Origin of the sequence: Paraburkholderia sp. J8-2 (genome assembly GCF_905220195.1) — a bacterium.
Lineage (GTDB): Bacteria > Pseudomonadota > Gammaproteobacteria > Burkholderiales > Burkholderiaceae > Paraburkholderia.
On sequence record NZ_CAJMZA010000011.1, the window covers coordinates 16,081 to 39,595 of the forward strand.

At 57.0% G+C, this 23,515-nt stretch carries 20 protein-coding genes; 19 read left to right on the forward strand and 1 reads right to left on the reverse strand.

The genetic code is table 11. From position 1 onward, the window contains the following. Positions 1 to 166: 166 nt before the first annotated feature. The 19 genes from rfbB to U5A52_RS23185 all read left to right on the forward strand — a co-directional run bounded on the left by rfbB (position 167) and on the right by U5A52_RS23185 (position 22,484). Positions 167 to 1,228: a dTDP-glucose 4,6-dehydratase gene (gene rfbB, locus U5A52_RS23095; RefSeq protein ID WP_321936385.1), complete on the forward strand. Its 1,062-nt coding sequence runs from the start codon at positions 167 to 169 to the stop codon at positions 1,226 to 1,228. Between the two features lie 11 nt (positions 1,229 to 1,239). Further along, on the forward strand, positions 1,240 to 2,133 hold the full coding sequence (gene rfbA / locus U5A52_RS23100; RefSeq protein ID WP_321936386.1) for a glucose-1-phosphate thymidylyltransferase RfbA: 894 nt from the start codon (positions 1,240 to 1,242) through the stop codon (positions 2,131 to 2,133). Further along, on the forward strand, positions 2,118 to 2,669 hold the full coding sequence (gene rfbC / locus U5A52_RS23105; protein WP_321936387.1) for a dTDP-4-dehydrorhamnose 3,5-epimerase: 552 nt from the start codon (positions 2,118 to 2,120) through the stop codon (positions 2,667 to 2,669). Before rfbA ends, rfbC (U5A52_RS23105) begins: the two co-directional genes overlap by 16 nt. Then, positions 2,662 to 3,570, forward strand: coding sequence for a dTDP-4-dehydrorhamnose reductase (rfbD, locus tag U5A52_RS23110; protein ID WP_321936388.1), 909 nt, complete (start codon positions 2,662 to 2,664; stop codon positions 3,568 to 3,570). Before rfbC (U5A52_RS23105) ends, rfbD begins: the two co-directional genes overlap by 8 nt. Beyond that, positions 3,570 to 4,478: a glycosyltransferase family 2 protein gene (locus U5A52_RS23115; RefSeq protein ID WP_321936389.1), complete on the forward strand. Its 909-nt coding sequence runs from the start codon at positions 3,570 to 3,572 to the stop codon at positions 4,476 to 4,478. Before rfbD ends, U5A52_RS23115 begins: the two co-directional genes overlap by 1 nt. A 59-nt stretch (positions 4,479 to 4,537) precedes the next feature. Further along, positions 4,538 to 5,320, forward strand: a complete 783-nt coding sequence (locus U5A52_RS23120) for an ABC transporter permease (RefSeq protein ID WP_321936390.1) — start codon at positions 4,538 to 4,540, stop codon at positions 5,318 to 5,320. Between the two features lie 10 nt (positions 5,321 to 5,330). Beyond that, positions 5,331 to 6,080, forward strand: coding sequence for an ABC transporter ATP-binding protein (locus U5A52_RS23125; RefSeq protein WP_321936391.1), 750 nt, complete (start codon positions 5,331 to 5,333; stop codon positions 6,078 to 6,080). A gap of 1,332 nt (positions 6,081 to 7,412) precedes the next feature. Next, positions 7,413 to 9,284, forward strand: a complete 1,872-nt coding sequence (locus U5A52_RS23130; protein ID WP_415774044.1) for a glycosyltransferase family 2 protein — start codon at positions 7,413 to 7,415, stop codon at positions 9,282 to 9,284. Between the two features lie 580 nt (positions 9,285 to 9,864). Next, positions 9,865 to 10,878 carry a glycosyltransferase gene (locus U5A52_RS23135; RefSeq protein WP_321936392.1) on the forward strand — a complete coding sequence of 338 codons (1,014 nt, stop codon included), beginning with the start codon at positions 9,865 to 9,867 and terminating at the stop codon, positions 10,876 to 10,878. A gap of 19 nt (positions 10,879 to 10,897) precedes the next feature. Beyond that, positions 10,898 to 12,037: an FAD-dependent oxidoreductase gene (locus U5A52_RS23140; RefSeq protein ID WP_321936393.1), complete on the forward strand. Its 1,140-nt coding sequence runs from the start codon at positions 10,898 to 10,900 to the stop codon at positions 12,035 to 12,037. Beyond that, a complete protein-coding gene (locus U5A52_RS23145; RefSeq protein ID WP_321936394.1) occupies positions 12,034 to 12,828 on the forward strand; it encodes a pyridine nucleotide transhydrogenase in 795 nt (264 codons plus the stop codon). The genes U5A52_RS23140 and U5A52_RS23145 overlap by 4 nt, the downstream gene beginning before the upstream one ends. Next, the gene (locus tag U5A52_RS23150; protein WP_321936395.1) at positions 12,825 to 13,658 is read left to right on the forward strand and encodes a sugar phosphate isomerase/epimerase family protein; all 834 of its coding nucleotides are present in this window, start codon (positions 12,825 to 12,827) and stop codon (positions 13,656 to 13,658) included. The genes U5A52_RS23145 and U5A52_RS23150 overlap by 4 nt, the downstream gene beginning before the upstream one ends. Further along, complete coding sequence (locus U5A52_RS23155; RefSeq protein ID WP_321936396.1) at positions 13,655 to 14,011, forward strand: multidrug transporter; 357 nt, start codon at positions 13,655 to 13,657, stop codon at positions 14,009 to 14,011. Before U5A52_RS23150 ends, U5A52_RS23155 begins: the two co-directional genes overlap by 4 nt. A gap of 24 nt (positions 14,012 to 14,035) precedes the next feature. Beyond that, complete coding sequence (locus U5A52_RS23160; protein WP_321936397.1) at positions 14,036 to 14,845, forward strand: glycosyltransferase family 2 protein; 810 nt, start codon at positions 14,036 to 14,038, stop codon at positions 14,843 to 14,845. Positions 14,846 to 14,928: 83 nt separating this feature from the next. Then, on the forward strand, positions 14,929 to 18,114 hold the full coding sequence (locus U5A52_RS23165; RefSeq protein ID WP_321936398.1) for a hypothetical protein: 3,186 nt from the start codon (positions 14,929 to 14,931) through the stop codon (positions 18,112 to 18,114). 758 nt (positions 18,115 to 18,872) lie between these two features. Then, entirely contained in the window at positions 18,873 to 19,640 is a 768-nt protein-coding gene (gene rfbF / locus U5A52_RS23170; protein WP_321936399.1) for a glucose-1-phosphate cytidylyltransferase, read from the forward strand. After that, positions 19,637 to 20,716, forward strand: coding sequence for a CDP-glucose 4,6-dehydratase (gene rfbG / locus U5A52_RS23175; RefSeq protein ID WP_321936400.1), 1,080 nt, complete (start codon positions 19,637 to 19,639; stop codon positions 20,714 to 20,716). The genes rfbF and rfbG overlap by 4 nt, the downstream gene beginning before the upstream one ends. Further along, positions 20,713 to 21,264 carry a dTDP-4-dehydrorhamnose 3,5-epimerase gene (gene rfbC / locus U5A52_RS23180; protein ID WP_321936401.1) on the forward strand — a complete coding sequence of 184 codons (552 nt, stop codon included), beginning with the start codon at positions 20,713 to 20,715 and terminating at the stop codon, positions 21,262 to 21,264. The genes rfbG and rfbC (U5A52_RS23180) overlap by 4 nt, the downstream gene beginning before the upstream one ends. Beyond that, the gene (locus U5A52_RS23185; protein ID WP_321936402.1) at positions 21,261 to 22,484 is read left to right on the forward strand and encodes a class I SAM-dependent methyltransferase; all 1,224 of its coding nucleotides are present in this window, start codon (positions 21,261 to 21,263) and stop codon (positions 22,482 to 22,484) included. The genes rfbC (U5A52_RS23180) and U5A52_RS23185 overlap by 4 nt, the downstream gene beginning before the upstream one ends. 70 nt (positions 22,485 to 22,554) lie before the next feature. Here the strand turns inward: U5A52_RS23185 and U5A52_RS23190 are convergent, their stop codons facing one another. After that, complete coding sequence (locus U5A52_RS23190) at positions 22,555 to 23,400, reverse strand: NAD(P)-dependent oxidoreductase (RefSeq protein WP_321936403.1); 846 nt, start codon at positions 23,398 to 23,400, stop codon at positions 22,555 to 22,557. Positions 23,401 to 23,515 lie beyond the last annotated feature (115 nt).

The following is a 23,515-nucleotide window of genomic DNA, read 5'->3' on the forward strand; positions in this document are numbered from 1 at the left end:
CTGGCCTTATAATTGTGGGCATAAAATCAGAGCCAGAAGTATGCCAGGTGACTGAGGGCGAGTATTTGCTCGTCAAGCAGCCATTCTTGCAACTTTCTTTCGAGCATTCTGCTGTCGGGGTCTGCAGGGCAGATTTGCTATCAAACTCGCGCTATAAAGGAGTTCCATGATTCTCGTAACGGGCGGCGCCGGCTTTATCGGCGCCAACTTTGTGCTTGATTGGCTGCGTCAATCGGATGAAGCCGTTCTGAACGTAGACAAGTTGACCTATGCGGGCAATCTTGGAACATTGCAATCGCTGCAAGGCAATCCGAAGCACGTCTTCGCGCGCGTGGACATCTGCGACCGTGCGGCGCTCGACGCGCTTTTCGCTGAGCACAAGCCGCGTGCGGTGCTGCATTTCGCCGCGGAAAGTCACGTCGATCGTTCGATTCATGGTCCGGCCGATTTTGTTCAGACGAATGTAGTCGGCACCTTTACGCTGCTCGAAGCGACTCGCCAGTACTGGAGCGGTCTGCCCGAAGCCGAAAAGGCTGCATTCCGTTTCCTGCATGTGTCCACCGACGAGGTGTTCGGCTCGCTCTCCGCAACCGATCCGCAGTTCTCGGAATCCACGCCGTACGCGCCCAACAGCCCGTACTCGGCGACGAAGGCCGGCTCGGATCATCTTGTGCGTGCGTACCACCACACGTACGGTCTGCCCACGCTCACCACGAACTGCTCGAACAACTACGGGCCGTACCAGTTCCCCGAAAAGCTCATTCCGCTGATGATTGCGAATGCGCTCACCGGCAGGCCGCTGCCCGTGTATGGGGACGGCCAGAACGTGCGCGACTGGCTGTACGTGGGCGACCACTGCAGCGCGATTCGTGAAGTACTCGCGCGTGGCAAGAACGGCGAGACGTATAACGTTGGCGGCTGGAACGAAAAGAAGAATCTCGAAGTCGTGCATACCCTGTGCGAGTTGCTCGACGAACTGCGTCCGAAGGCTGCCGGTTCATATCGCGACCAGATCGCCTATGTAACCGATCGGCCCGGCCATGACCGCCGCTACGCGATCGACGCGCGCAAACTCGAGCGTGAACTCGGCTGGAAGCCCGCCGAAACCTTCGAAACCGGTCTCGCGAAGACGGTGCGCTGGTATCTCGAGAACCAGGCGTGGGCTGACGAAGTCGCTTCGGGCGACTATCGCAAGTGGGTCGAAACGAACTACGCGCAGCGCGCGTAAAGGTGGTAGACATGGCGCGCAAAGGCATAATTCTCGCCGGCGGTTCCGGCACGCGGCTTTATCCGATTACCCATGCGGTCTCGAAGCAACTGTTGCCGGTGTACGACAAGCCGATGATTTACTACCCGCTGTCGACTCTGATGATCGCAGGTATTCGCGACGTGCTCATCATCTCGACGCCGGAGGATACGCCGCGCTTCGAATCGATGCTGGGAGACGGCAGCCAGTGGGGCATGAACCTCCAGTACGCGGTGCAGCCGTCGCCGGATGGTCTTGCGCAGGCGTTCATCATCGGCAAGGAGTTCGTGGGCAACGATCCGTCGGCGCTCATTCTCGGCGACAATATCTTTTACGGCCACGATCTCGCGAAGCAGCTCGAACGCGCGGATGAGCAGGCTTCGGGCGCGACGGTGTTTGCTTACCACGTCCAGGATCCGGAGCGTTACGGTGTAGTGGAGTTCGACAAAGGCTTTCGTGCGCTGTCGATCGAAGAGAAGCCGGCGAAGCCGCGCTCGAACTACGCGGTTACCGGGCTCTATTTCTACGACAACCGCGTGTGCGATGTCGCTGCAGATATCAAGCCGTCTGCGCGCGGCGAACTCGAAATCACCGACGTCAATTCGCGCTATCTGAACGATGGCGCGCTCAATGTCGAGATCATGGGCCGCGGTTATGCGTGGCTCGACACCGGCACGCACGACTCGCTGATCGAGGCGGCGACGTTTATCGCGACGCTGCAGAAGCGTCAGGGGCTTGTCGTGGCGTGTCCTGAAGAGATCGCTTATCGTCGCCATTGGATTGACGTAGGGCAACTGGAAAAGCTCGCTGCGCCCCTCGCGAAGAACGGATACGGGAAGTACCTGTTAAACATTATTACGGATCAAGTCGCATGGCCATCACGGTAACGGCTACTGCTCTTCCCGAAGTCAAGATCATCGAGCCCAAGGTTTTCGGCGACTCGCGCGGCTTCTTTTACGAAAGTTTCAACGGCCGCGAGTTCGCAGAGCAGGTCGAGGCGGGCGTCGAGTTCGTCCAGGACAATCATTCGCGTTCTGCGAAGGGCGTGCTGCGTGGACTGCACTACCAGGTCGAGCATGCGCAGGGGAAGCTCGTGCGAGTTGTCGAGGGGGAAGTGTTCGACGTCGCAGTAGACATTCGCCGCAGATCGGCGAATTTCGGCAAATGGGTGGGCGTGAACCTTTCAGCTGAAAATCATCGTCAGTTGTGGGTGCCGCCCGGCTTTGCGCATGGATTCGTCGTGCTGTCAGAGTCGGCTCAGTTTCTTTACAAGACGACTGACTACTGGTTCCCGGAGCACGAACGCAGCATTGTGTGGAACGATGCGGAGATCGGCATCGAATGGCCTATCGACTTCGAACCGCTGCTGGCGGCGAAGGATGCGGCGGGCAAGCGGCTTGTCGAAGCCGAAGTGTATGCGTGAGGGTGTGATGGACAAGCAGCCGACGATTCTCGTCACGGGTGTGAACGGTCAGGTGGGCTATGAGCTGCTGCGCAGCTTGCAGGGGCTTGGGCGCGTGGTGGGGCTCAACCGTGCGGCGATGGATCTGGCAGATCTCGACCAAGTGCGTAAGGTGGTGCGCGAGGCGCAGCCGACGCTGATCGTGAATCCGGCAGCGTATACGGCCGTGGACAAGGCCGAGTCGGACGAAGTCATTGCGCGGCGGCTGAATGCCGAAGCGCCGCGCGTGCTTGCCGAAGAGGCGGCGCGGAGTGGAGCAGCTTTGATCCACTATTCAACTGACTACGTGTTCGACGGCACGAAGGACGCGCCGTATGCGGAAGACGACGCCACGAATCCGCAGAATGTATATGGCCGCACCAAGCTTGAGGGCGAACAGGCAATCGCAGCGAGCGGCTGCGCACATTTCGTTCTTCGGACGAGCTGGGTTTATGGGCGCCGCGGCAAGAATTTCCTGTTAACGATGCTCAAACTCGGCGCGGAGCGTTCCGAGTTGCACGTGGTGGCCGACCAGATCGGTGCGCCAACTTGGTCGCGCACGATCGCCGCGGCGAGCGCGCACATCGTCGCACAAGGGTTTGCGGCGCAGGGCGGCGGGGATGCGGCGTGGTGGAGCGAACGATCGGGCGTGTACAACCTGACAGCGGGCGGCGCCACGTCGTGGCACGGCTTCACGCAGGCTATACTCGGCATCGCTATGGGCGACAAGACGCCGAACGTACTGCCGATCCCGGCTTCTGACTATCCGGTGCCAGCAAAGCGGCCGGCGAATTCGCGTCTCTTGGGTGACAAGCTCGCGCAAACGTTCGGACTGCGACTGCCTATGTGGGACGAGGCACTGCGTCTTTGCCTCGAAGATTGATGGATGCAGGCGTGGGTGGCGCTGCCGGGACCGGCATGGTCGTTGTGTTCTACCGTCCAGACGCAGCATGCGTCAAGCGAGCGAACCGGCTAGGGTATTTTGGCACCTGCGTGGTGGTCGACAACACCGAGCAGGTGCGGGACGCCGCCGCACTCGGACTTGAGCCGCACATCGTCTATCTGCCTAACGGGGCGAATCTTGGCATTGCCACCGCAATCAACCAGGGCGTCGAGACATTGATCGCACGTGGCTGCAGTAGTGCGATTCTTTTCGACCAGGATAGCGAGCCATCGGACGAATTGCTGCAGGCGCTGCCGCGCACCATGGAACGCGAGCTTGCGCGGGGCGTGAAGGTAGCACTCGTTGGGCCTGCTTACGAAGACGGCAGGCTGGGCGGCATCGCGCCATTCGTGCGATTCGGGATGTTGCGGCTGCATCGGATCGCGCCAGTCGGGACTGGTCCGGTGGAGGTCGATTTCCTGATAACGTCGGGGTCGTGCATCAATCTCGGGGCATGGCCGGATATCGGTCCGATGGACGATGCACTCTTCATCGATTTCGTTGATCTCGAGTGGTGCGTGCGTGCGCGTAAGCGCGGCTATTCGGTGTTGGGTGCACCCGAACTGAAGCTGACGCATTCGCTCGGCGGCGAGCCGGTGCGGGTGTTCGGCCGTCCTTATCCCGGACACGGCGCGCTGCGTCACTACTATCAGTTTCGCAACGCAATTGCGCTGATTAAGCGCAGCTACATGCCCTGGAGTTGGAAGTCGACTGAGCTCGTGAAGCTGCCGGGGCGGCTCGTTATTTATAGTTTGTTCATGTCGCCTCGTACCGAGCATTTGAAGATGGCGCTGCTCGGTATCTGGCATGGCCTGACAGGCCGATTGGGGGCGTTATCGCGTGGCTAGGAGCCCTTGCGCGACAATGTCGCTTCTAACACATCTTTCTGAGAAATCAGACCGAACGCATGTTCTCCCTTGCATTGCTCGATCTAAGAAATAGTATTGCCTCCTGGCGCCTATGGACGCTGCTCGGATGGCTCGAAGTGCGGCAGCGCTATGCACGCTCACGCGTCGGCCCGTTCTGGCTGACGATTAGCATGGGCGTGATGATTGGGTCACTTGGCGTGGTGTACGGCACACTATTCGGCCAGTCGATGAGGGACTATCTGCCGTTTCTGGCGTCGAGCCTCGTGTTGTGGGGGCTGTTTTCGCAGACGATTCAGGAGGGGGCGCTCGCCTACATCAGTAGCGCGTCCTATATCCGGCAGATGGCGACACCGAAGTTGATCTATATCCTGCAGGTCGTGTGGCGGAATTTAATCGTTACGGCACATAATTTCATGATCATCATTCTGCTGCTTGCCATCTTCGGTGTGAAGAACTGGGCGACGTTGCCGGTCTTTATCGTGGGGTTCTTGGTGTTCGTGCTGAATGCGATGTGGATGGCGATGTTGGCAGCGCTGCTTTCGGCGCGATTCCGCGATTTGCCGCAGATCATCAGTGCACTGCTCCAGGTTGCGTTCTACGTAACACCGATTATTTTCCGTCCGAATGCGTTAAATCGCTTTGCGTTTATCGTTGAATGGAATCCACTTGCGTATCTGATCGGTGTCGTGCGCGAGCCGTTGATCGGTCAAATGCCGAGCGTGTTGACGTGGGAAGTTACGGTTGGGATGCTCGTGCTTGGCTGGCCGCTGGCGCTACTGATGACTGGCCGTTATCTGAAGCGCATTCCATACTGGGTGTGAGGAGCACGACGTGGCATATATCGAATTGAAGAGCGTGACCCTCGACTTGCCGATTTTCGACGTTCAAGGACGTTCGCTGAAAAAGCAGGTACTGCGCGTAGGACGGCGTAACCGGATTGCCGAGGACAACGATGGCGTGATCGTTGTGCGTGCGCTTGACGACGTGAGCGTGCGTTTCGAGCGCGGTGACCGGATTGGTCTGATCGGCCACAACGGCGCGGGTAAATCAACGCTCCTTCGTGCGATGGCCGGTATTTATCCTCCGACGGCAGGTGTGGTGACGAGAGAAGGTAAGGTCGTGCCTTTGCTCGACATTAGCCTCGGCATGGACGAGAACTCGACCGGCATGCAAAACATTCGATTGCGCGGGCTGCTGCTCGGGATGTCGGATGCTGAGGTGCGCGCGAAACAGCAGGAAATCGCGGAATTCTGCGAGCTCGGCGACTATCTGGATCTGCCGATTCGCACGTACTCAAGCGGGATGCGGGTGCGACTCGCGTTTGCGGTATCAACCGCGGTCGAAGCAGAAATTCTGTTGCTCGACGAAGTGATGGGCGTCGGCGACGCATCGTTCATGCACAAGGCCGAGGCCCGGCTCGCGGATCTGCACGGTCGCGCTGAGATCGTCGTACTTGCGATGCATTCGAATGCGGAGATCCGCAAGGTGTGCAATAAGGTGTTGTGGATGGAGCGCGGAAGCGTGCGCGCGTATGGACCGACCGAAGACGTTGTAGCGGCGTATGAGGCGTCGACGACTTGACGGTGTCGACGGTCGGTGCATATGCCGAGCCGCACGGTGCGTCACACCTTGAAGTGGTTTGCCGGCCGACCAGATAGTAAGAAACAGGTAGAGTAACGAGGGTCGTTCGGAATGAAGACACTGGAACAGCTATACGACGAGCACCACGGGAAGTTGTCGGATAAATGGTCGCTTTATCTGACTGAGTACGATCGTGTTCTTTCTCCATATCGCAGTCGATCGGTGAACATCCTGGAGATCGGGATTCAGAACGGTGGATCGCTTGAAATCTGGGCGCAGTTCTTCGCGAACGCGCGTAATGTGGTCGGTTGCGACATCAATCCGGCGTGCGCTGTTCTCAAGTATGCGGATCCTCGCATTTCTGTTGTGATCGGAGACGCGGGTCTGGACGAAACTGAACTCTTGATTGCGAGGAAAGCAGAGCGCTTCGATATCGTCATTGATGACGGCTCCCACAAGTCTGGCGATATTGTTAAGTCGTTCCTGCGCTATTTTGAGCGAGTCGAAGACGGCGGCGTGTACATAGCCGAGGATTTACATTGTAGCTATTGGAAGGAGTACGACGGCGGGCTGCATCACCCCTATTCATCGATAGCGTTTTTCAAGCAGCTTACCGATGTGATCAATCACGAACATTGGGGGATCGATACGCGCGCGACGAAGCTGCTTGAAGGGTTCGCCGACGAGTATAGGGTTGGCCTGTCCGATGACGTGCTCGGAATGATTCATTCGGTGGAGTTCGTTGATTCGATTTGTATAGTCCGTAAGGCGACTGCGAGGGAGAATGTTCTCGGCCGGCGCGTCATCGTTGGTGAGGATGAGGCCGTCGCCGCATCGCTGACGGCGCTCAATGCGCAATCAGGGGCGTCTATAGTTCCACCACAAACGGACAATAAATGGTCGGCTCTCGAGCGATCGCCGGCGGAATCGTGGCAGCAGACCGCCGACGAGGCAATTCGCCTGAGCCAGCGCGTCGATGAGCAACTCGCACAAATCGACTCGCTGCGGAATGCGGTTGCGTCTCGTGAAGCACAACTTGCCGCCGCACAGTACCAGACCACGCATTTTGACGGTCGACTAACAGAATTGCGGCATGCGAACGAGCGATATGAGCGGAGAATTTTGGACCTCCAGAAAGAGTCGCAGCGGCAGAGTAGCCAACTGTCTAAGCTGCACGATGAAAGAGAGGAAATGGCGGCATGCGTGGAGGATCTGAAACTCCAGGTCTCCGCGCGTGAGGAGCAGATCGACGGTCTGCGTCGAGATATTAATTTGCTCGTCCATTCGACCTGCTGGCGTCTCACAGCGCCTCTACGCTGGCCGAAGATGGCGATGAACAAAACGCGAACTGTTGTACGTCGGGCAACCGCAGGAGCCGGTGTCGGCGTGGCGTTGCGCAAGGCGTACGCCGTGTATCGTCGTGAGGGCCTCTCCGGGGTGCGGCAGCGGATCAACTGGCTCCGTAGTGGGGCTCCTGGGGCGGGTGCTCAAGGTGACTACGCGGAGTGGATCCGGCGCTATGACCAGGTCGATGATGAAATGAGAAAATCGATTCGCCAGCGTATTGCACAATTGGAGAAGTCGCCACTCATTTCAGTGGTCATGCCGGTCTATAACCCGAAGCCCGAATGGCTGTCGGAAGCGATCGAATCTGTGCGCAATCAACTCTACCCGAACTGGGAGCTATGCATTGCCGACGACGTCTCGCCTAATCCTGCCATTCGCTCGCTGCTGGAGCGGTATGCTCGCGACGACCAGCGGATCAAGGTGGTATTCCGCGAGGAAAACGGTCATATCTCCGCCGCTTCGAACAGTGCACTAGGGCTGGCGACGGGCGAGTGGGTTGCGCTGCTCGATCACGATGATTTGCTGCCCGAACATGCGCTCTACTGCGTTGCTGATGCGATTCATGACAATCCGGCCGCGCAACTGATCTACTCGGACGAGGACAAGATAGACGAGTCCGGGAGACGTCGCGATCCGTACTTCAAGTGTGCATGGAATCCTGATCTCTTCTATTCCCACAACATGTTCAGTCATCTGGGTGTTTATAGAAAGACCCTGCTGGAGGACGTGGGCGGCTTCCGTGTCGGGCTCGAGGGGTCTCAAGATTATGATCTGGCATTGCGTTGTATCGAACGCGTGGATGTCCAGGCAATTCATCATATTCCTCGCGTTCTATATCACTGGCGGGTTCATGCGGAAAGTACGGCTTCCGGCGTGGACGCAAAACCATACGCTGCTATAGCGGGGGAACGCGCACTCAACGAGCATTTTGAAAGGACGAACGTGGCCGGCGTGGTCGAATATACGGGTGTCGGCTATCGTGCTCGATACAAGCTGCCCGACAAGGTGCCTCTGGTGAGTCTGATCATTCCGACGCGAAACGGGATCCATTTGATCCGCCAATGCATCGAAAGCATCGTTGAGAAAACGTCATACGATAACTACGAAATCATCGTAGTTGACAATGGTTCCGACGACCCTGCAACGCTGAGCTATTTCGATTCTCTCAAGGATGATCCTCGAGTTCGCATTCTGCGTGACGACAGGCCATTCAACTATTCGGCACTGAACAACGCGGCGGTCGAGATAGCGAATGGAGAGTTGATCGGGCTCGTCAACAACGATATCGAAGTAATTTCTCCGGATTGGCTCGCAGAAATGGTCGGGATCGCACTTCAGCCGGGAGTCGGCGCGGTAGGGGCGAAGCTGTGGTACCCGAACGACACGTTGCAGCATGGTGGCGTCGTCCTGGGTCTCCTAGGTGTCGCCGGGCACGCGCACAAAAACGCGGTGCGAGGCTATCCCGGCTATTTTTGCCGCGCCAGCTTGATAAGTTCCTTCTCGGCCGTCACTGCAGCATGTCTGATCGTGCGCAAGTCGATATACAACGAAGTGTCCGGTTTGAACGAAACCGACCTGACGGTCGCCTTCAATGACGTCGATTTCTGCATTCGTATTCTTGAGGCGGGCTACCGCAATGTATGGACGCCGTATGCGGAGTTGTATCACCACGAATCGGCGACACGAGGGTTCGAAGACAATCCGGTGAAACTAGCGCGCTTCAACGGCGAGATCGAATACATGCTGAAGCGCTGGGGGAATTTGTTGAAGGACGATCCCGCCTATAGCCCGAACCTGACGCTTGATCAGGAGGATTTTGGCTTGGCTTGGCCCCCAAGAGTGAAGGCGGTTGCTTGACGGTGGCGTCGTGACTTGCCGAGCTAAGCACTTCTGTAAGCGACTGCTTTGCGGGAGGAAATCGGTCTGTACACGTGTCGTGGTTTCTTGCACTAGTACAGCGCGTGTTTTAGCCGCAATTCACGTCTGAATGCCGCTAATCGCCCATGCGTCCAGTGCTTCAGATATTCGCCTGACCGGACACAGGAGGCGCCAGAACGAGCGCAATGTAACCGGCTGAGTGGTCCCAGCCAGTCGCTGCCGTTGCCTGGGCCGCCGATCAGTCGGTTGGAGCCGAGGGAGGTGGACGTGTACAGGACGAGCGCAACGTCGCACTAGTGACATGAGTGACGAAATGGCGGTTTCCGGGCACGCGTTGGGACTAGGTATGCGCTCGGCATGAAGAAGTCATGGTGGCAAGATGCAGTTCTTGCAATTTGGAAGAATTTGCGGTAAACAGCCGGTGCCGGCTTAGTTAGACACAATTTAACCGGCGCACCAAGGCTTGGGGGCCAGTTTTGGTGCAGTTCGCGCGAAGCCATTCGGGACGGGGCGGTTTCACCAGAGTTATTGCCAAAGGGGGTAGGTGGTGTTTTTCCCGGTGTTTTTGTCCGTCGTATTTGTCGTACGCAATCAGGCGCGCGGTCTGGAAGCCATCCTAAAGGACGCGGCCTTGCTCACGGGGACGCTCGTAAGCGACTACGAAATTATCGTCGTTGACAACGCGTCCGATGACGATAGTATCGCCGTGCTCAAGGAACTCGCGGGCGAGCGCGGGATGCCGAATCTTCAGGTGTACGCGTTGACCAAGGAGGTCGACTCAGACACGGGCTCATGGGTGGGGCTCGAGAACGCCCTCGGCGATTTCGTTGCGGTGGTTGACCCGCTCGTCGACGACATCTGCTTCCTGCCGACGATGCTTGACAAGGCGGCCGGCGGCGCGGACGTCGTGTTCGCGGCCAATGAACAGAAGCCCGCGCAAAGCTGGGCGTATCGCGGCTGCCTCAGCGCGTTCAATGCCTTGTACAAATGGTCCAATGGCGTGCATCTGGCGAAGGACGCGCCGCAATATCGCGTGCTCAGCAAGCGTGTGATCAACTTCATGCTGCAGCATCCGATGCCCTCGTTGACGTATCGCTATCTGCCGGCCACGGGCGGTTTTGCGCGCGTGAACCTCACCTACAGCACGCCGCCGAAGACTGTGCATGCGAAGCGTCTGTCGCACAGCATCGACCGCGGGATTCGCCTGCTCGTATCGACGACGAAGGCGCCAATGCGTCTCGTCACCGCGTTATCACTGTTCGGCGCGGTGTCGAACTTGATCTACTCGATCTATGTGATCGCAATTGGGCTGCTGAAGTCTAATGTTGCGCCAGGCTGGGTGACGCTGTCTCTGCAGCAATCCGGTATGTTCTTTCTGGTCTCGCTCGTGCTGCTGGTCCTTGGCGAATACATATTGCAAATGGCGCGGCTCAGCAACGAAGGTCCGCTGTACCACGTTGCGCAGGAGTTCACGAGCAGCGTTATGACGCGCCGCCAGAAGCTCAATATCGAAGACGTCAGATTGTCAAAGGCCCAACGTGCGGATGTGGGCGACTCGCAGCATTTCTCCTGAGCGAACGGGAGGATCGGACATGCAAGATGCTGTGGTCATCGGCGGAGGCTTCTACGGAACGGCGATTGCAATCTACTTGAAAAAACAGCGCGGCCTGAAAACGGTGACGTTGATCGAGCGCGAATCCGCGTTGTTGCACCGAGCTTCGTACAACAATCAGGCGCGCGTCCACAACGGTTATCACTATCCGCGCAGCTTCACAACTGCTTTTCGCAGTCGCGTAAATCTGCCTCGTTTTGTCCGCGATTTTCCGGATGCGGTGAAGCGCGATTTTACGAAAGTTTATGCGATCGCGCGGCGTAATTCCAAGGTGACGGCGCGGCAGTTCGAGCGCTTTTGCCATGTGATCGGCGCGGACTTGCAGCCGGCCTCGCGCGAGATTCGTGAACTGTTCGAACCACGTCTGATCGAACAGGTGTTTCTAGTCGAAGAGTATGCTTTCGATTCCACGAAGCTTGCTGACTGGGCGCGGCGGGAACTCGCCGAGTTCGACGTTGATGTGCGTCTCGATACACGCGTCGAGCGCATCTATCGGCAGCGCGAAGGCTTTGCGCTCGAATGCGGCGTTGAGAATTCCACGACCTTGCACGCAAAGTACGTTTTTAATTGCACCTATAGTGGGCTGAATCAGTTCGACGGAGACTTTCGCGGCACGCAGACGAAGCTCAAGCATGAGATTACGGAAATGGCGCTCGTTGAGACTTCGCCGCAACTGCGCGGTCTTGGTGTCACTGTGATGGACGGTCCGTTTTTTTCGATGATGCCATTTCCCGCACGCGGCCTTCATACGCTATCGCACGTGCGTTATACGCCGCATTCGAGCTGGATGGACGTGCCGGGCGATGACCCATACAAAAGACTGAGTGGCTACGAACGTGACAGCCGCGTTGAGCGCATGGTAAGGGACGTGGGGCGCTATTTTCCCGCAGTTTACGATACCCGGTACGCTGATTCGCTGTTCGAAGTCAAGACGGTCCTGGTGAAAAATGAAGGCGACGATGGCAGGCCGATATTGTTTGAGCAGCAACCCGCTTCAAGCGGACTCTACTCGATACTCGGCGGTAAGATTGACAACATCTACGACGTGCTTGAAAAGCTGGATGCAGAGACCTTTGTTTCCGCTTCGCATGCGCATTCCGTATTGGGAACAGGCAAATGAACGATGCACTGATTGGATATTCTGGCTTTGTCGGCTCGACCCTGTTGAAGCAAAGGCATTTCGATGCGCAATTTCGCTCCACCGATATTGGGGAGATCCGCGGCAGGTCATTTGATCTTGTGGTCGGGGCGGGCGCGCCGGCGCAGAAGTGGATCGCGAATGCGCAACCGGAAGCGGACCGCGAGAAGATCGAAGGACTGATCGATCACCTGTCCACGATACGGTGCGAGCGATTCGTTCTGGTTAGCACAGTGGACGTTTTTCGTAATCCGATCGGCATCGACGAGAACACGCCGGTGCACGAGGAGGGCCTGCACGCATATGGGCTGAACCGACGGCTGCTGGAAAAATTCGTCGAATCGCGTTTCCCGGATCACCTGATCGTGCGTCTGCCGGGCCTCGTCGGGCCAGGACTGCGCAAGAATGTGATCTTCGATTTCCTGAACGACAACAATGTCAGAGCAATCGATAGCCGCGGGTCGTTCCAGTTTTATCCAATGGTCAATCTGTGGTATGACATCAAGACCGCACTTGCGGCGGGTCTGAAGTTAGTCCATCTGACCGCCGAGCCAGTCACCGTGGCCGAAGTTTCCGAAGCGGGTTTCGGCAGGCCGTTCGAGCAGCATACGGTCGCGCACCCTGCGAGCTACGACTTTCGCACATTGCATGCCGGACATTTTGGGGTCGTGGGTTCATATCAGTACAGCAAGCGCGAAACCATTCAGGCAGTGCGCACGTATGCACAGTCCGAGCCGGTGAAGGACAAAGCCGAATCGCCGGAGATCGTATGAGAATCGCGATTTCGAATATTGCTTGGGAAATTGCCGACGATCAGCAGGTCGCAGACATTCTCAGTCAGTATGGCGTCGATGCTATCGACGTGGCACCGGGGAAGTACTTCCCGTTCCCGAAGACCGCAGGCAGCGACGACATCGCGCGCGTGCGCGCATATTGGGCGGAGCGGGACATCTCGATTATCGGAATGCAGTCGCTGCTATTCGGCACAACCGGGTTGAATGTGTTCGGCACGGCCGAGTCGCAGCAGGCAATGCTGGATCATTTGCGCGCAGTGTGCCGCGTTGGTGCGGGTCTTGGCGCGACGCGGCTTGTATTCGGCTCGCCCCGCAATCGCGACCGCGCCGGTTTCGGCGACGAGGCCGCGCACGAGATCGCGGTGGTGTTCTTCCGTCGTCTCGGGGACATTGCCGCGGAGCAGGGTGTAATCATCTGCCTAGAGCCTAATCCGCTGTGCTACGGTGCCAACTTCATGACCAACAGTTGCGATACCGCTACGGTCGTGTCAGCTGTCGCGCATCCGGCGATCCGCATGCAACTCGATACGGGCGCGCTCACGATCAACGGAGAAACTCCACGTGAAGTCATCACGAAATATGCGCACTTAATCGGTCATGTGCACGCAAGCGAACCTAATCTTGTCACGCTCGGGGAGGGCGGCACGAATCATCGCGCGGTGGCCGAGGTGCTGGCGGCTCTGATTCCCGAGCAGGTCGTATCGATCGAAATGCTTGCGCCAAAAATCGGCTCGCCGATAGACGCGATTCGCCGAGCCGTTTCCGAGGCGATTCGCAACTATCGCGTCGACGATGGAATATGCGTATGAAGTGGCTGATTCTCGTGCTGGGCATTGCGTCGAACGCGTCCGCGAGCGTGCTGGTCAAGATCGCGATGATGCCGCCGCGCCGCTTTCCGAGTCTCGCCGATCCGATCGGTGCGCTGAGGAACGGACCGTTCTGGCTTGGCCTCGCGCTGTACGGCGCCGCCTTTCTGCTTTATGCGGCGGCGCTCAGCCGGCTGCCGCTGAACGTCGCACAACCCGTGCTGACCGCCGGCGCAATTGCGAGCGTGGCGGTGCTATCGGTGGTTATTTTTCGCGAACCTTTTCCGTGGACCGTCGGTGCGGGGATCCTGTTCATCATCGCAGGTGTAGCACTTATTACCGCCCGAGTAGGGTGAAATAGAAAAGGATTACAAACCTCAATGAGACTCGAAATCCCGCAGCTCGTTCGCGCAACGTGGCAGGTTCCCGCTTTCAAGATTCAGATGACATCGGAGCCGCGCGGCCCGTGGTGCGTTGTGATTCCGGTCATCAACGAGGGTGCGCGCATACGCAAACTGCTCGAACGGATGGTGGCGCTTGACATTGCCAGCATGGCAGATGTAATTATCGTCGACGGTGGCAGCGTCGACGGTTCTCTCGATCTCGAGTTCCTGAAGAGCAAGGGCGTCCATACTCTGGTACTAAAGACGGGCCCCGGGAAGCTGAGCGCGCAGTTGCGCTGTGCGTATGCGTTTGCGCTTGATCAGGGATATGAAGGCATCGTCACGATCGACGGAAACGACAAGGACGATCCCAATGCTATTTCGCGTTTTATCGAAGAGCTGAAGCGCGGTGTAGATTTCGTGCAGGCGTCCCGCTATCTGAAGGGGGGCATTGCAGAGAACACGCCGAAGTCTCGCGATCTGGCTATCCGGCTGATTCATGCACCGATGTTAAGCCTGTTTTCTGGCTTTCACTGGACTGATACGACGCAAGGGTTCCGCGCTTATAGCCGCAGGATGCTGCTCGATCCGAAAGTTGCGCCGTTTCGCGATGTGTTCTCGACATACGAGTTGCTTGCGTACCTGTCGTATCGCGCGCCGAAGCTCGGTTATCGCTGCCTGGAACTTGCGACGGCCCGCCGCTATCCCAAGGGCGAAGTGCCGACGAAAATCAGTAGCGTAAAGGGCAATCTGTCGGTGTTGCAGGTGCTTTTCAAGGCATGCTTCGGGGCATATAACCCGGTGTGACGTGAAGGTGCACGCGTCAATGCGTTTGCCGCGACGGTAGCCATCGCGCAAGCCAGAATCTTCACAGTGAATAGATACGTTCAATGCCAAACCAACTAACAAATACAGAAAGAGCGGGCGTGGTGGTGGCGTCGGTCTGTCTGGCCGCGGCTGCGCTCGCAATCGGTCTGCGCATGGCGTTTGCGCCGACATATTCGGATTTTATTGTCGGCAACATCACGTGGGGAGCTGAATCAAAGTTCCAGGATATTTTCTCGCCGCTGTTTTTTCTTGGCGTGCTGCTGGCGAGCGGGGCATTCCTGTCTGCGCAAATCAAGAGGCTGAAGAGTGATAGGACGCATTCCTCGTATGGGCGGAATCTCGCTGAACAGTTGCTATGGTGGTCGATTCCGTCCGTCGTGGCGATTGCGGCACTGCTGACCGGCCCGTCGATAGACTCGACCGTACTGTTCATTTCCGCAACTGGGGTGCTAATTCTCGGGCTAACTGCCTGGATACAGGCGGACAGGACCGCTCGCGTGTCGCCATGGGTGACGGGGCTGAGCCTTTTCTCGGTGTTCCTGCTCGCTCTGGTGCCGCTCGAAATCGCACTCGTGCTGGGGCGCGGACCAGTGGGCCTTGTCGGGCACGTTGATGTCGCGCGTTACGAGAGGGTATCGAAGCTAATCATGGGCGTGCTGTCGCTGGCGGTATTGACCTCGGCCTTTGCGCCCCGCCGAGCGTCGAGCCTTTTGCCGGGAAGTCTTTCTATCGGCCAATTGGGGTTAGCGTTGTTTTTCCTGACGTTGTATCCCGCGCGATTTACGCTTCCGGACGGATCGCTGGACAAGTACTCGACGACGTGGGCTTTAAAGGCTCTTGTGCTGCTGCTGGTCGTCGTTGCGATGGTCGATGTCTTGCGGCGCTATGCGGAATATCGTCGGCACCCCGAGCAGGGCTACAAGGTCCTGTTCTCTCCGCTCGCTTTGTTTGCATTGCTGATCGCATTCAAGAGTGGCAGCACGAATGGGCCGTCCATTTCGCCGAACGATTACGAGTTTGGGCAGAATTTGGTCGGTTGGTGGTCGTACCTTCACGGTGTGATACCGTACGTGGGGTATCTCTCTCCTCACGGCTTTATGGAGGACGATTTACCGGGTCTGCTGTCCGTGATGTTCTATGATGGTACGGCATCCAGCATTTTCGAGGCAAATCGCTTGGGCTCGACAATGCTGGCCTTGATCGCTTTTCTGGCCCTCTTCGAGTTTTCGGGAAGCCTTGGACTTGCGCTGATTTCCATATTCTTCATTGGCGGTAGAACGGCTTTTCTGTTTTTCACCCCCTTCATATGCCTGTGGTTCAGCGCGAGGTTGCGGGGAAGGCCCGCACGGTGGCTCTCGGTATGGCTCGTAACTGCGCCAATTGTCGTGCTGGGCGTGCCGCCGGCGGGGCTGTTGCTTGCTGCCGCATCGGGAGTATTGGTCCTGGAAGCCGTATGGTGCATGCGGAAAAACGGCGAACGCGAAGGCTGGAAGTTGCTCGCTTCAGTGTCTGTGGCATTGGCGGTGCTTGCGTTTACCACCCCGTTGGCTGCAATGCTGTTTGGCGCAATCCAGTATGTGCTCGAAAATGGCCCGATCAATCAGGTGGCCTACGGCATTCCTTGGTCGAGTAGTTGGGGAGCGGGTATTCCGAAGTCGGGGCTCGTCTTCGAAACGATGAGGATGTTGTGGCTCAGTGCGCCGGCACTCGGCTTGATGATGGTGTATTCGGGCGTTAAGAATCGTGCGACCCGAGATGCGATGTTTCTGCCGGCGCTTGTTGTGATGTTGTTTGCACTGTTGCTGACGCCTTATTCGATGGGGCGCATCGATCCAGGCGATATGTCTCGCGCGGGTTTCGCGGCAATATTCGGCTGGTCGGTGCTCATACCCGTCGTTGCGTGGCACTCGAATCTCAAGATCAATCGCGTAGCGTTGACTGTGCTTATCGCCGGGGTGTGTGCGGCATTGAACTACTCAACGCTAAAATTTTCCGCTGTCGTGTCGGCGGTTTCGTCGTCGATTCCAATCGCACCGCTAAAAGTCGGCGCGGACGCGGGGATGCCCAACATCGGCCGGGCGATGGTGCTGGACGAACAATGGGCTCGGCTCGTCAAACTCAATACGTTACTCGATAGCAAATTGCCCCAAGGTGTCGGCTACCTCGATCTGACGTCGCATAACGCGCAGACTTTCTATTTCGGCCGGCCGGTTACGATGCAGGTGACCGCGGCATACAACCTTGTGCCTGCTCAACAACAACAGCGCGCGACCGAAAGCCTGGCGCGTAATTTACCCAAGGTTGCTTTGCTGGCGGCGGACAACATCACGTATGACGGCGGCGGCCTCGCGTTGAGAGATCCGGTGCTTTACCGATTCGTGATGAATCACTACACGCCGGTATGGTCGGACGGGGTCATTCTTGGGTTCAGCGAGCAGGCACTCGCTGACGGACAGGGCGAGCACCTTACCGTTGGGCTGATGAACCTGACTGATGCCAATTGGGACCGCGGCGTAAGCCGAAGCGAAGCGGCTTTGTTACTTGACCCGAGCACGCCGATGTCCGCCTTCTCGCCGGGCACACAACTTCGTTTGCCCAACGGCGAGTTACGCAAAGTCGTGAAGTTGTCCGTGGACAAACATGTCATCTGGGTCGACGGCGGCACGATTCAAGCCGTTCTGGCGGGGTATCCCGGCGTGGTCGACGTGCGTCTCGAGCCGGCGCAACAGGCAGAGTATCGATTGGAGTTACAGGATATGGCGTTCTCGACGCATGAATTGAGCCAGATTCCTGTGGCGTGGGGACGCTCAGACCGATCGCTGGCGAAGAAAATGACCCGCGTCGCAATGCTCGATAACCTGACTCCCACGTTGCGCGATCTGAGCCACGAATCGGGTACCTACAAGGCGACGGGTGGCAATCCGCAATTGAGTTTCGATTTGTCCACACTCGGGGTCTCTGGTCACAACGCCGGTCTGCTTCGTTTCGAGTTTTCGTGCGCGGACCGCCGCGTCACGCCGCGCTTCAGATTGTCATGGTGGGGTGATCAGCAGTCGGCTCCGGGGCCAGCGGCGAACCTGACCTTTACTGCTGAAGATGGCGTGCTGATCGTCCCACTGGATGCCTATCCTCGGTGGCTCATGCTCGAGCGGGTGAACGGCCTGAAAGTGGATCTTGTCGATCCGAATGCGTGCGGCTCGTTCACCATTGGGAACGTAGCGCTGTTCCAGCGTAATATCTTTCGATAGTATGCATCTGTCGATGCCCAATGACGCCGCTGATCATAGGGCTCAGGAGGGCCCGGCAAAAGGAAGGGTCGCAGGACAGCACTGCATGGCTGCTACTTCGCGGCGATAGCAGAAGGCGGATGAACATCAATGATCGCGATTGATGGGGCAGCGGGCGTGGACGTCCTTCACGCCCACCATCGTGTCTGTGATTTGAGGCAGGATCGGCCTACGCGTCGTGGTTTGCGGACGCAGATAAACGCCGATCATCGACTGGCTTCTTCACGCCGGTCGCGGAGTCGCGCCATAACGCCGATCCTGCGCTGGTGCATATTCGCTGATCCCGGAATGGCTCCATAGGTAAGTGGCCAAGCAACTCAGCTTGGGATCGCTGGCCGCTTACTCCATAGCGCCGATCAGCGACACATGCAGAAGGTGAGCGCCCAGTTGGCTCCGCTGAGCGCTACGAGGCCCTGCTTGACATGGAAACGGGGGGGCAACATGAGTCACGATTTCGACGCCTCCCGCCATCAAGCAAATCTGGACAAGCTTTGTGGAGCGTTCCGACACGGAAGGCTGGCCTGCAGCGCGCCTCATGATGGCGCAGGCCAAACACGAGATTGCCGATGTTGTCCCATTGCTTACGATGCCCCGATTTTTGATGTTGCCCCTCGCAATGACCCGGTCACTACTTTCCAAGAGAAATGTCGTGCGTTAGACTAGGTAAGCAGCGCTTTTCGGTTTGCCAACCTATCAAAGAGTTGACGGTAACTCAATACATGAAAGCTATCATCCTCGCAGGTGGGCTCGGAACTCGGATCAGTGAAGAGTCGCATTTGAAGCCAAAACCGATGATCGAAATCGGGGGCAAGCCGATTCTCTGGCACATCATGAAAATCTATTCGCACTATGGAATCCGTGATTTTGTGATTTGTCTCGGATACAAAGGTTACGTAATCAAGGAATATTTTGCGAATTATTTTCTGCACACGTCGGATGTGACCTTTGATATTGCGACGAACTCGATGGAGGTACACCATCGTTATGCAGAGCCGTGGCGCGTCACATTGGTGGATACGGGCCCGGATACATCTACCGGCGGTCGGCTAAAGCGGGTGCGCAATTACATCAACGGGGAAGCATTTTGTTTTACCTACGGTGATGGCGTGGCTAATGTCGACCTGGAGCGGTTGCTGGCGTTTCATAGAGAGAATGGCAAGTTGGCGACCGTTATGGCGGTTCAGCCGCCAGGCCGCTATGGTGCGCTTGAGATCGAAGGCAATACGGTCTCGATGTTTCAGGAAAAACCCGCCGGCGACAATGCCTGGATCAATGGCGGTTTCTTCGTGCTTGAGCCTAATGTTTTCGATTACATCGAAGGCGATCATACCAGTTGGGAAACTGAGCCACTTCAGCAGCTTGCTCGCGACCGGCAACTTGGAGCGTACCACCATCGCGGCTTTTGGCAACCAATGGATACGCTGCGCGACAAAAACTATCTCGAGGAACTCTGGCGCACGACACCGCCTTGGCGGGTGTGGTCGTGAACTTGTTCGATAACACGTATCGAGGCCGTCGGGTGCTGTTGACAGGGCACACCGGGTTTAAAGGCAGTTGGTTGGCGCTGTGGCTGTCCCGCCTTGGAGCGAATGTCACCGGTGCCTCTCTCGCTCCTGCCACGACGCCTAGCCACTGGGATCTGCTGAAACCCGATATTGAAGATCGACGTATAGACATCCGTGACGAGAAGGGAATGTCCCGCCTGGTGACGGAAATCGAACCTGAGTTCGTTTTTCACCTAGCAGCGCAATCGTTGGTTCGGCACTCGTATTCCGCGCCTGTCGAGACATGGGCATCCAACGTCATGGGCACTTGCCACGTGCTCGAAGCTTGCAGGCAGACAGCTAGCGTACGTGCGATCGTTGTCGTTACGACGGATAAGTGCTATGAGAATCGGGAGTGGATTTGGGGGTATCGAGAAAACGACCCACTCGGTGGACGCGATCCGTATAGCGCGTCAAAGGCTGGTACGGAAATGGTCGCGGCAAGCTACCGAGCCTCTTTTTTCTCCGAACCGGGAGCGCCGTTGCTCGCGACTGCACGTGCCGGGAATGTGATTGGCGGAGGCGACTGGTCGCAAGACCGGCTGCTTCCGGACCTGGTCAGGGCTGTTGAAAGAGGCGCTTCACTCGAGATTCGCTCGCCCAACGCCACACGCCCCTGGCAGCACGTCCTCGAGTCGCTGGCCGGTTATCTGATACTCGGACAGCGTTTACTCGCCGGCGAGAGGCTATATGCCGATGCGTGGAACTTCGGTCCCGATCCGCTTGGCAATCGCCGCGTATCTGATGTGCTGACCAAGCTGAGTCAGTACTGGCCGCAGGCGAAATGGCATTTGACCTCTCAAGTTCAACCACATGAAGCAAACCTGCTTTCTCTTGACAGCACGAAGGCATCGACTTTGCTCGACTGGCGCCCTGTGTGGCAACTCGACGACGCGCTACGCCACACTGCAGACTGGTATCACACATGGATTGCGTCAAAGGAAGTCATCAGCGCTAGGCAACTGGAGCGTTACATCGATGACGCCGCGCACGCTGGTGCTTCATGGTGCAACAAGTGAATATCGTTCCGACACCTCTCAGCGGCGTGGTGATAGTCCAAACCAAGCAAATCGAGGATGAGCGCGGTGCATTTCGGCGTTTGTTCTGTGATAACGAACTGCAAGCGATCGTCGATCAGCGGAAAGTGGTTCAGATCAACCAGTCGAGAACAAAGCAAGTCGGTGCCGTTCGCGGAATGCATTTCCAGCGGTCGCCACATGCAGAGGTGAAATTAATAAGATGCTTGCGAGGCCGCGTATGGGACGTGGCTGTGGATCTGCGAGAGGATTCGCCAACATTTCTGCGCTGGCATGCCGAGATTCTATCTCCCGAAAATGCGCACATGTTGGTAGTCCCTGAAGGGTGCGCGCACGGGTTCCAAGTTCTCGAACCCGACAGCGAGCTACTCTATCTGCATACCGCGCATTACGAGCCCTCTGCCGAGGGTGGTGTGCGTCACGATGACCCGCTTGTTGGGATCGAATGGCCGCTCGAAATCAGGCAGTTATCGCAACGAGATCAGTCGTATCCGCTACTAACATCAAATTTTCACGGGATCAGTGTATGAAGTGCCGTCACTGTAACGCGCAGCTCCAACATGTATTTCTCGATCTGGCCTTTGCTCCGCCCTCGAATGCGTATCTTGCTGAAGCAGATCTTCGTGCTCCGGAGAAGTATTTTCCGCTGAAACTTTTTGTCTGTGATCAGTGCTGGCTGGTGCAGACGGAGGACTACGTCTGTGCAGACGAACTGTTCAGTTCCGACTACGCTTATTTTTCTTCCGTTTCTCAAAGTTGGCTCGAGCATGCGAAGAAGTATGTCGAATCAATCACTGCGCTGCTAAACCTTGATCGCGGCAGTTCGGTCATCGAAATAGCCTCCAATGATGGCTACCTTCTTCGAAATTTCGTCAAAGCTGAGATTCCTTGCCTCGGCATCGAGCCGACGGCGAGTACTGCTGACGCAGCAGAAAAACTAGGTGTCCCCGTGCTGCGTGAGTTCTTTGGTGAGGCGCTCGCGCGGCGACTGGCAGCCGAAAATAGGCAGGCGGATTTGATCATCGGCAACAACGTGTTCGCGCATGTGCCTTTCATCAACGACTTCACGGGTGGACTAAAAGCGGCGCTCAAGCCGAACGGAACGATTACGTTGGAGTTTCCGCACTTGATGCGCCTGATCGAACATGCACAGTTCGATACGGTCTATCACGAGCACTTTTCCTACCTCTCCTTGAATACGGTCAGGCGCATCTTCGAGCGCGCTGGGCTAAGAGTGTGGCGGGTGGATGAATTGTCGACGCACGGTGGAAGTCTTCGCGTCTATGGATGCCACGCTAATGATCTAAGACCCGAAGAGGCATCGGTGAGCGAAGTGATTGGCGCAGAGGAGCGGTTAGGGCTGACGCAGGTACATACATATCACGGTTTTCAAGTGCGTGCAGACGAAGTCAAGAATGGATTGCTGAATTTTTTGCTCGAACAGCGGCGGCTGGGAAGGAAGGTCGTTGCCTACGGCGCAGCCGCAAAGGGCAACACGTTGCTGAACTATGCGGGTGTAAAGCCTGATCTATTACCCTACGTATGCGACGCGGCTTCGTCGAAGCAGAATAAATTTCTTCCGGGGAGCCACATCCCCGTGCTCCATCCAGATGTGCTGAAAGATGATCGACCAGATATCGTACTTATCTTGCCCTGGAATATAGCGCACGAAGTTACGCGTCAACATGCCCAGATATCTGAATGGGGCGGGAAGTTCGCAGTGGCGGTCCCCTCCATGCGCATATTGTAAGTGATGGTGCCGACGGGGGGCGTGGGGCTGACCCGGTCGGCAACGAAACGCGAGCCAGAATGTTCCGGGCCTAAGAGGTCGAACTAATGATCGCCTGAAACTTGCGGGCGTCGCCCCAGAAGGCCATGGGCTCGTGGCTGGGGTACGGGTAGTAGCCGAAGTTCAGTTCTATTCGCGCATTCCTGCTTTGAATTTGCTGTTCTACCAGCTTGCGGACCGAGATAGGGACACCGCTGCACACATTCGTTATGCCGTCACATTTAGAATGTTCGGCAACCCGCGCCAGCCCGCTAGCTACTTGCTCAACAGGCAAATAGTCGCGCAACTGTTCGCCACCGGACATATTGAAAATGGCATCGCCATTGTCTATCGCGCGGTCGAGCTGTGCGAGCAGACTGTTGGAGTTTTGACCCGGTCCGTACATATAGAAGAGTCGAATCCATTGCAGTGTGAATGGTTGTTTCTCGCGCAAACGCTCCAGAAACTTGCGTAGTGTATCCTTGGCGAGAGAGTAGGAATTTGCTGGACGCGCAGCCAGATTCTCTCCTAGGCAACCATCCTGCATGCCATATTCGAAACATGTGCCAGCGACTAGAACCTGCGGTACACCCGCTTCGATGCTCGCCTTGAGAAAGCGATACGAAGCTGGCAGGTTTTCTTCGAAATGGAAAAGCTCCTTGTAATTGGGTAATCGTGGCCATGCTAAATGGATTAGCGCATCGTGCTTACCGACTTCGGTAGCTGCATTGTTGGGGGCATCGAGGTCGAAGTGAATCGTACGAATGCTAGGCCAATGCGATTCTTCTACCTTTGCCGGGTTACGTACGAGCACGCTAATTTCGTGGCCGCGTTTTACGAGTTCAGCTAGCAGGTGGCGACCAATAAAGCCCGTGGCGCCTGTCAATGCAATCTTCATTGAATGGTGCTCCTCAGCAATTCAAACCGATGTCGAATTCCAATTATTTGAACCCGTGCGTCTTCTTTATGCATGGCTGACAGTGGTCCCATTCTTGCCATCATACCGTGCTTGA

Excerpts from the sequence above, each read along its gene's own strand:
- U5A52_RS23140 (WP_321936393.1), top strand. The coding sequence starts at position 10,898 with ATGCAAGATGCTGTGGTCATCGGCGGAGGCTTCTACGGAACGGCGATT.
- rfbD (WP_321936388.1), top strand. The coding sequence starts at position 2,662 with ATGCGTGAGGGTGTGATGGACAAGCAGCCGACGATTCTCGTCACGGGT.
- U5A52_RS23120 (WP_321936390.1), top strand. The coding sequence starts at position 4,538 with ATGTTCTCCCTTGCATTGCTCGATCTAAGAAATAGTATTGCCTCCTGG.
- U5A52_RS23185 (WP_321936402.1), top strand. The coding sequence starts at position 21,261 with ATGAAGTGCCGTCACTGTAACGCGCAGCTCCAACATGTATTTCTCGAT.
- U5A52_RS23165 (WP_321936398.1), top strand. The coding sequence starts at position 14,929 with ATGCCAAACCAACTAACAAATACAGAAAGAGCGGGCGTGGTGGTGGCG.
- U5A52_RS23160 (WP_321936397.1), top strand. The coding sequence starts at position 14,036 with ATGAGACTCGAAATCCCGCAGCTCGTTCGCGCAACGTGGCAGGTTCCC.
- U5A52_RS23145 (WP_321936394.1), top strand. The coding sequence starts at position 12,034 with ATGAACGATGCACTGATTGGATATTCTGGCTTTGTCGGCTCGACCCTG.
- U5A52_RS23155 (WP_321936396.1), top strand. The coding sequence starts at position 13,655 with ATGAAGTGGCTGATTCTCGTGCTGGGCATTGCGTCGAACGCGTCCGCG.
- U5A52_RS23150 (WP_321936395.1), top strand. The coding sequence starts at position 12,825 with ATGAGAATCGCGATTTCGAATATTGCTTGGGAAATTGCCGACGATCAG.
- rfbB (WP_321936385.1), top strand. The coding sequence starts at position 167 with ATGATTCTCGTAACGGGCGGCGCCGGCTTTATCGGCGCCAACTTTGTG.
- U5A52_RS23115 (WP_321936389.1), top strand. The coding sequence starts at position 3,570 with ATGGATGCAGGCGTGGGTGGCGCTGCCGGGACCGGCATGGTCGTTGTG.
- U5A52_RS23130 (WP_415774044.1), top strand. The coding sequence starts at position 7,413 with ATGAACAAAACGCGAACTGTTGTACGTCGGGCAACCGCAGGAGCCGGT.
- rfbC (WP_321936387.1), top strand. The coding sequence starts at position 2,118 with ATGGCCATCACGGTAACGGCTACTGCTCTTCCCGAAGTCAAGATCATC.
- rfbF (WP_321936399.1), top strand. The coding sequence starts at position 18,873 with ATGAAAGCTATCATCCTCGCAGGTGGGCTCGGAACTCGGATCAGTGAA.
- rfbA (WP_321936386.1), top strand. The coding sequence starts at position 1,240 with ATGGCGCGCAAAGGCATAATTCTCGCCGGCGGTTCCGGCACGCGGCTT.
- U5A52_RS23190 (WP_321936403.1), bottom strand. The coding sequence starts at position 23,400 with ATGAAGATTGCATTGACAGGCGCCACGGGCTTTATTGGTCGCCACCTG.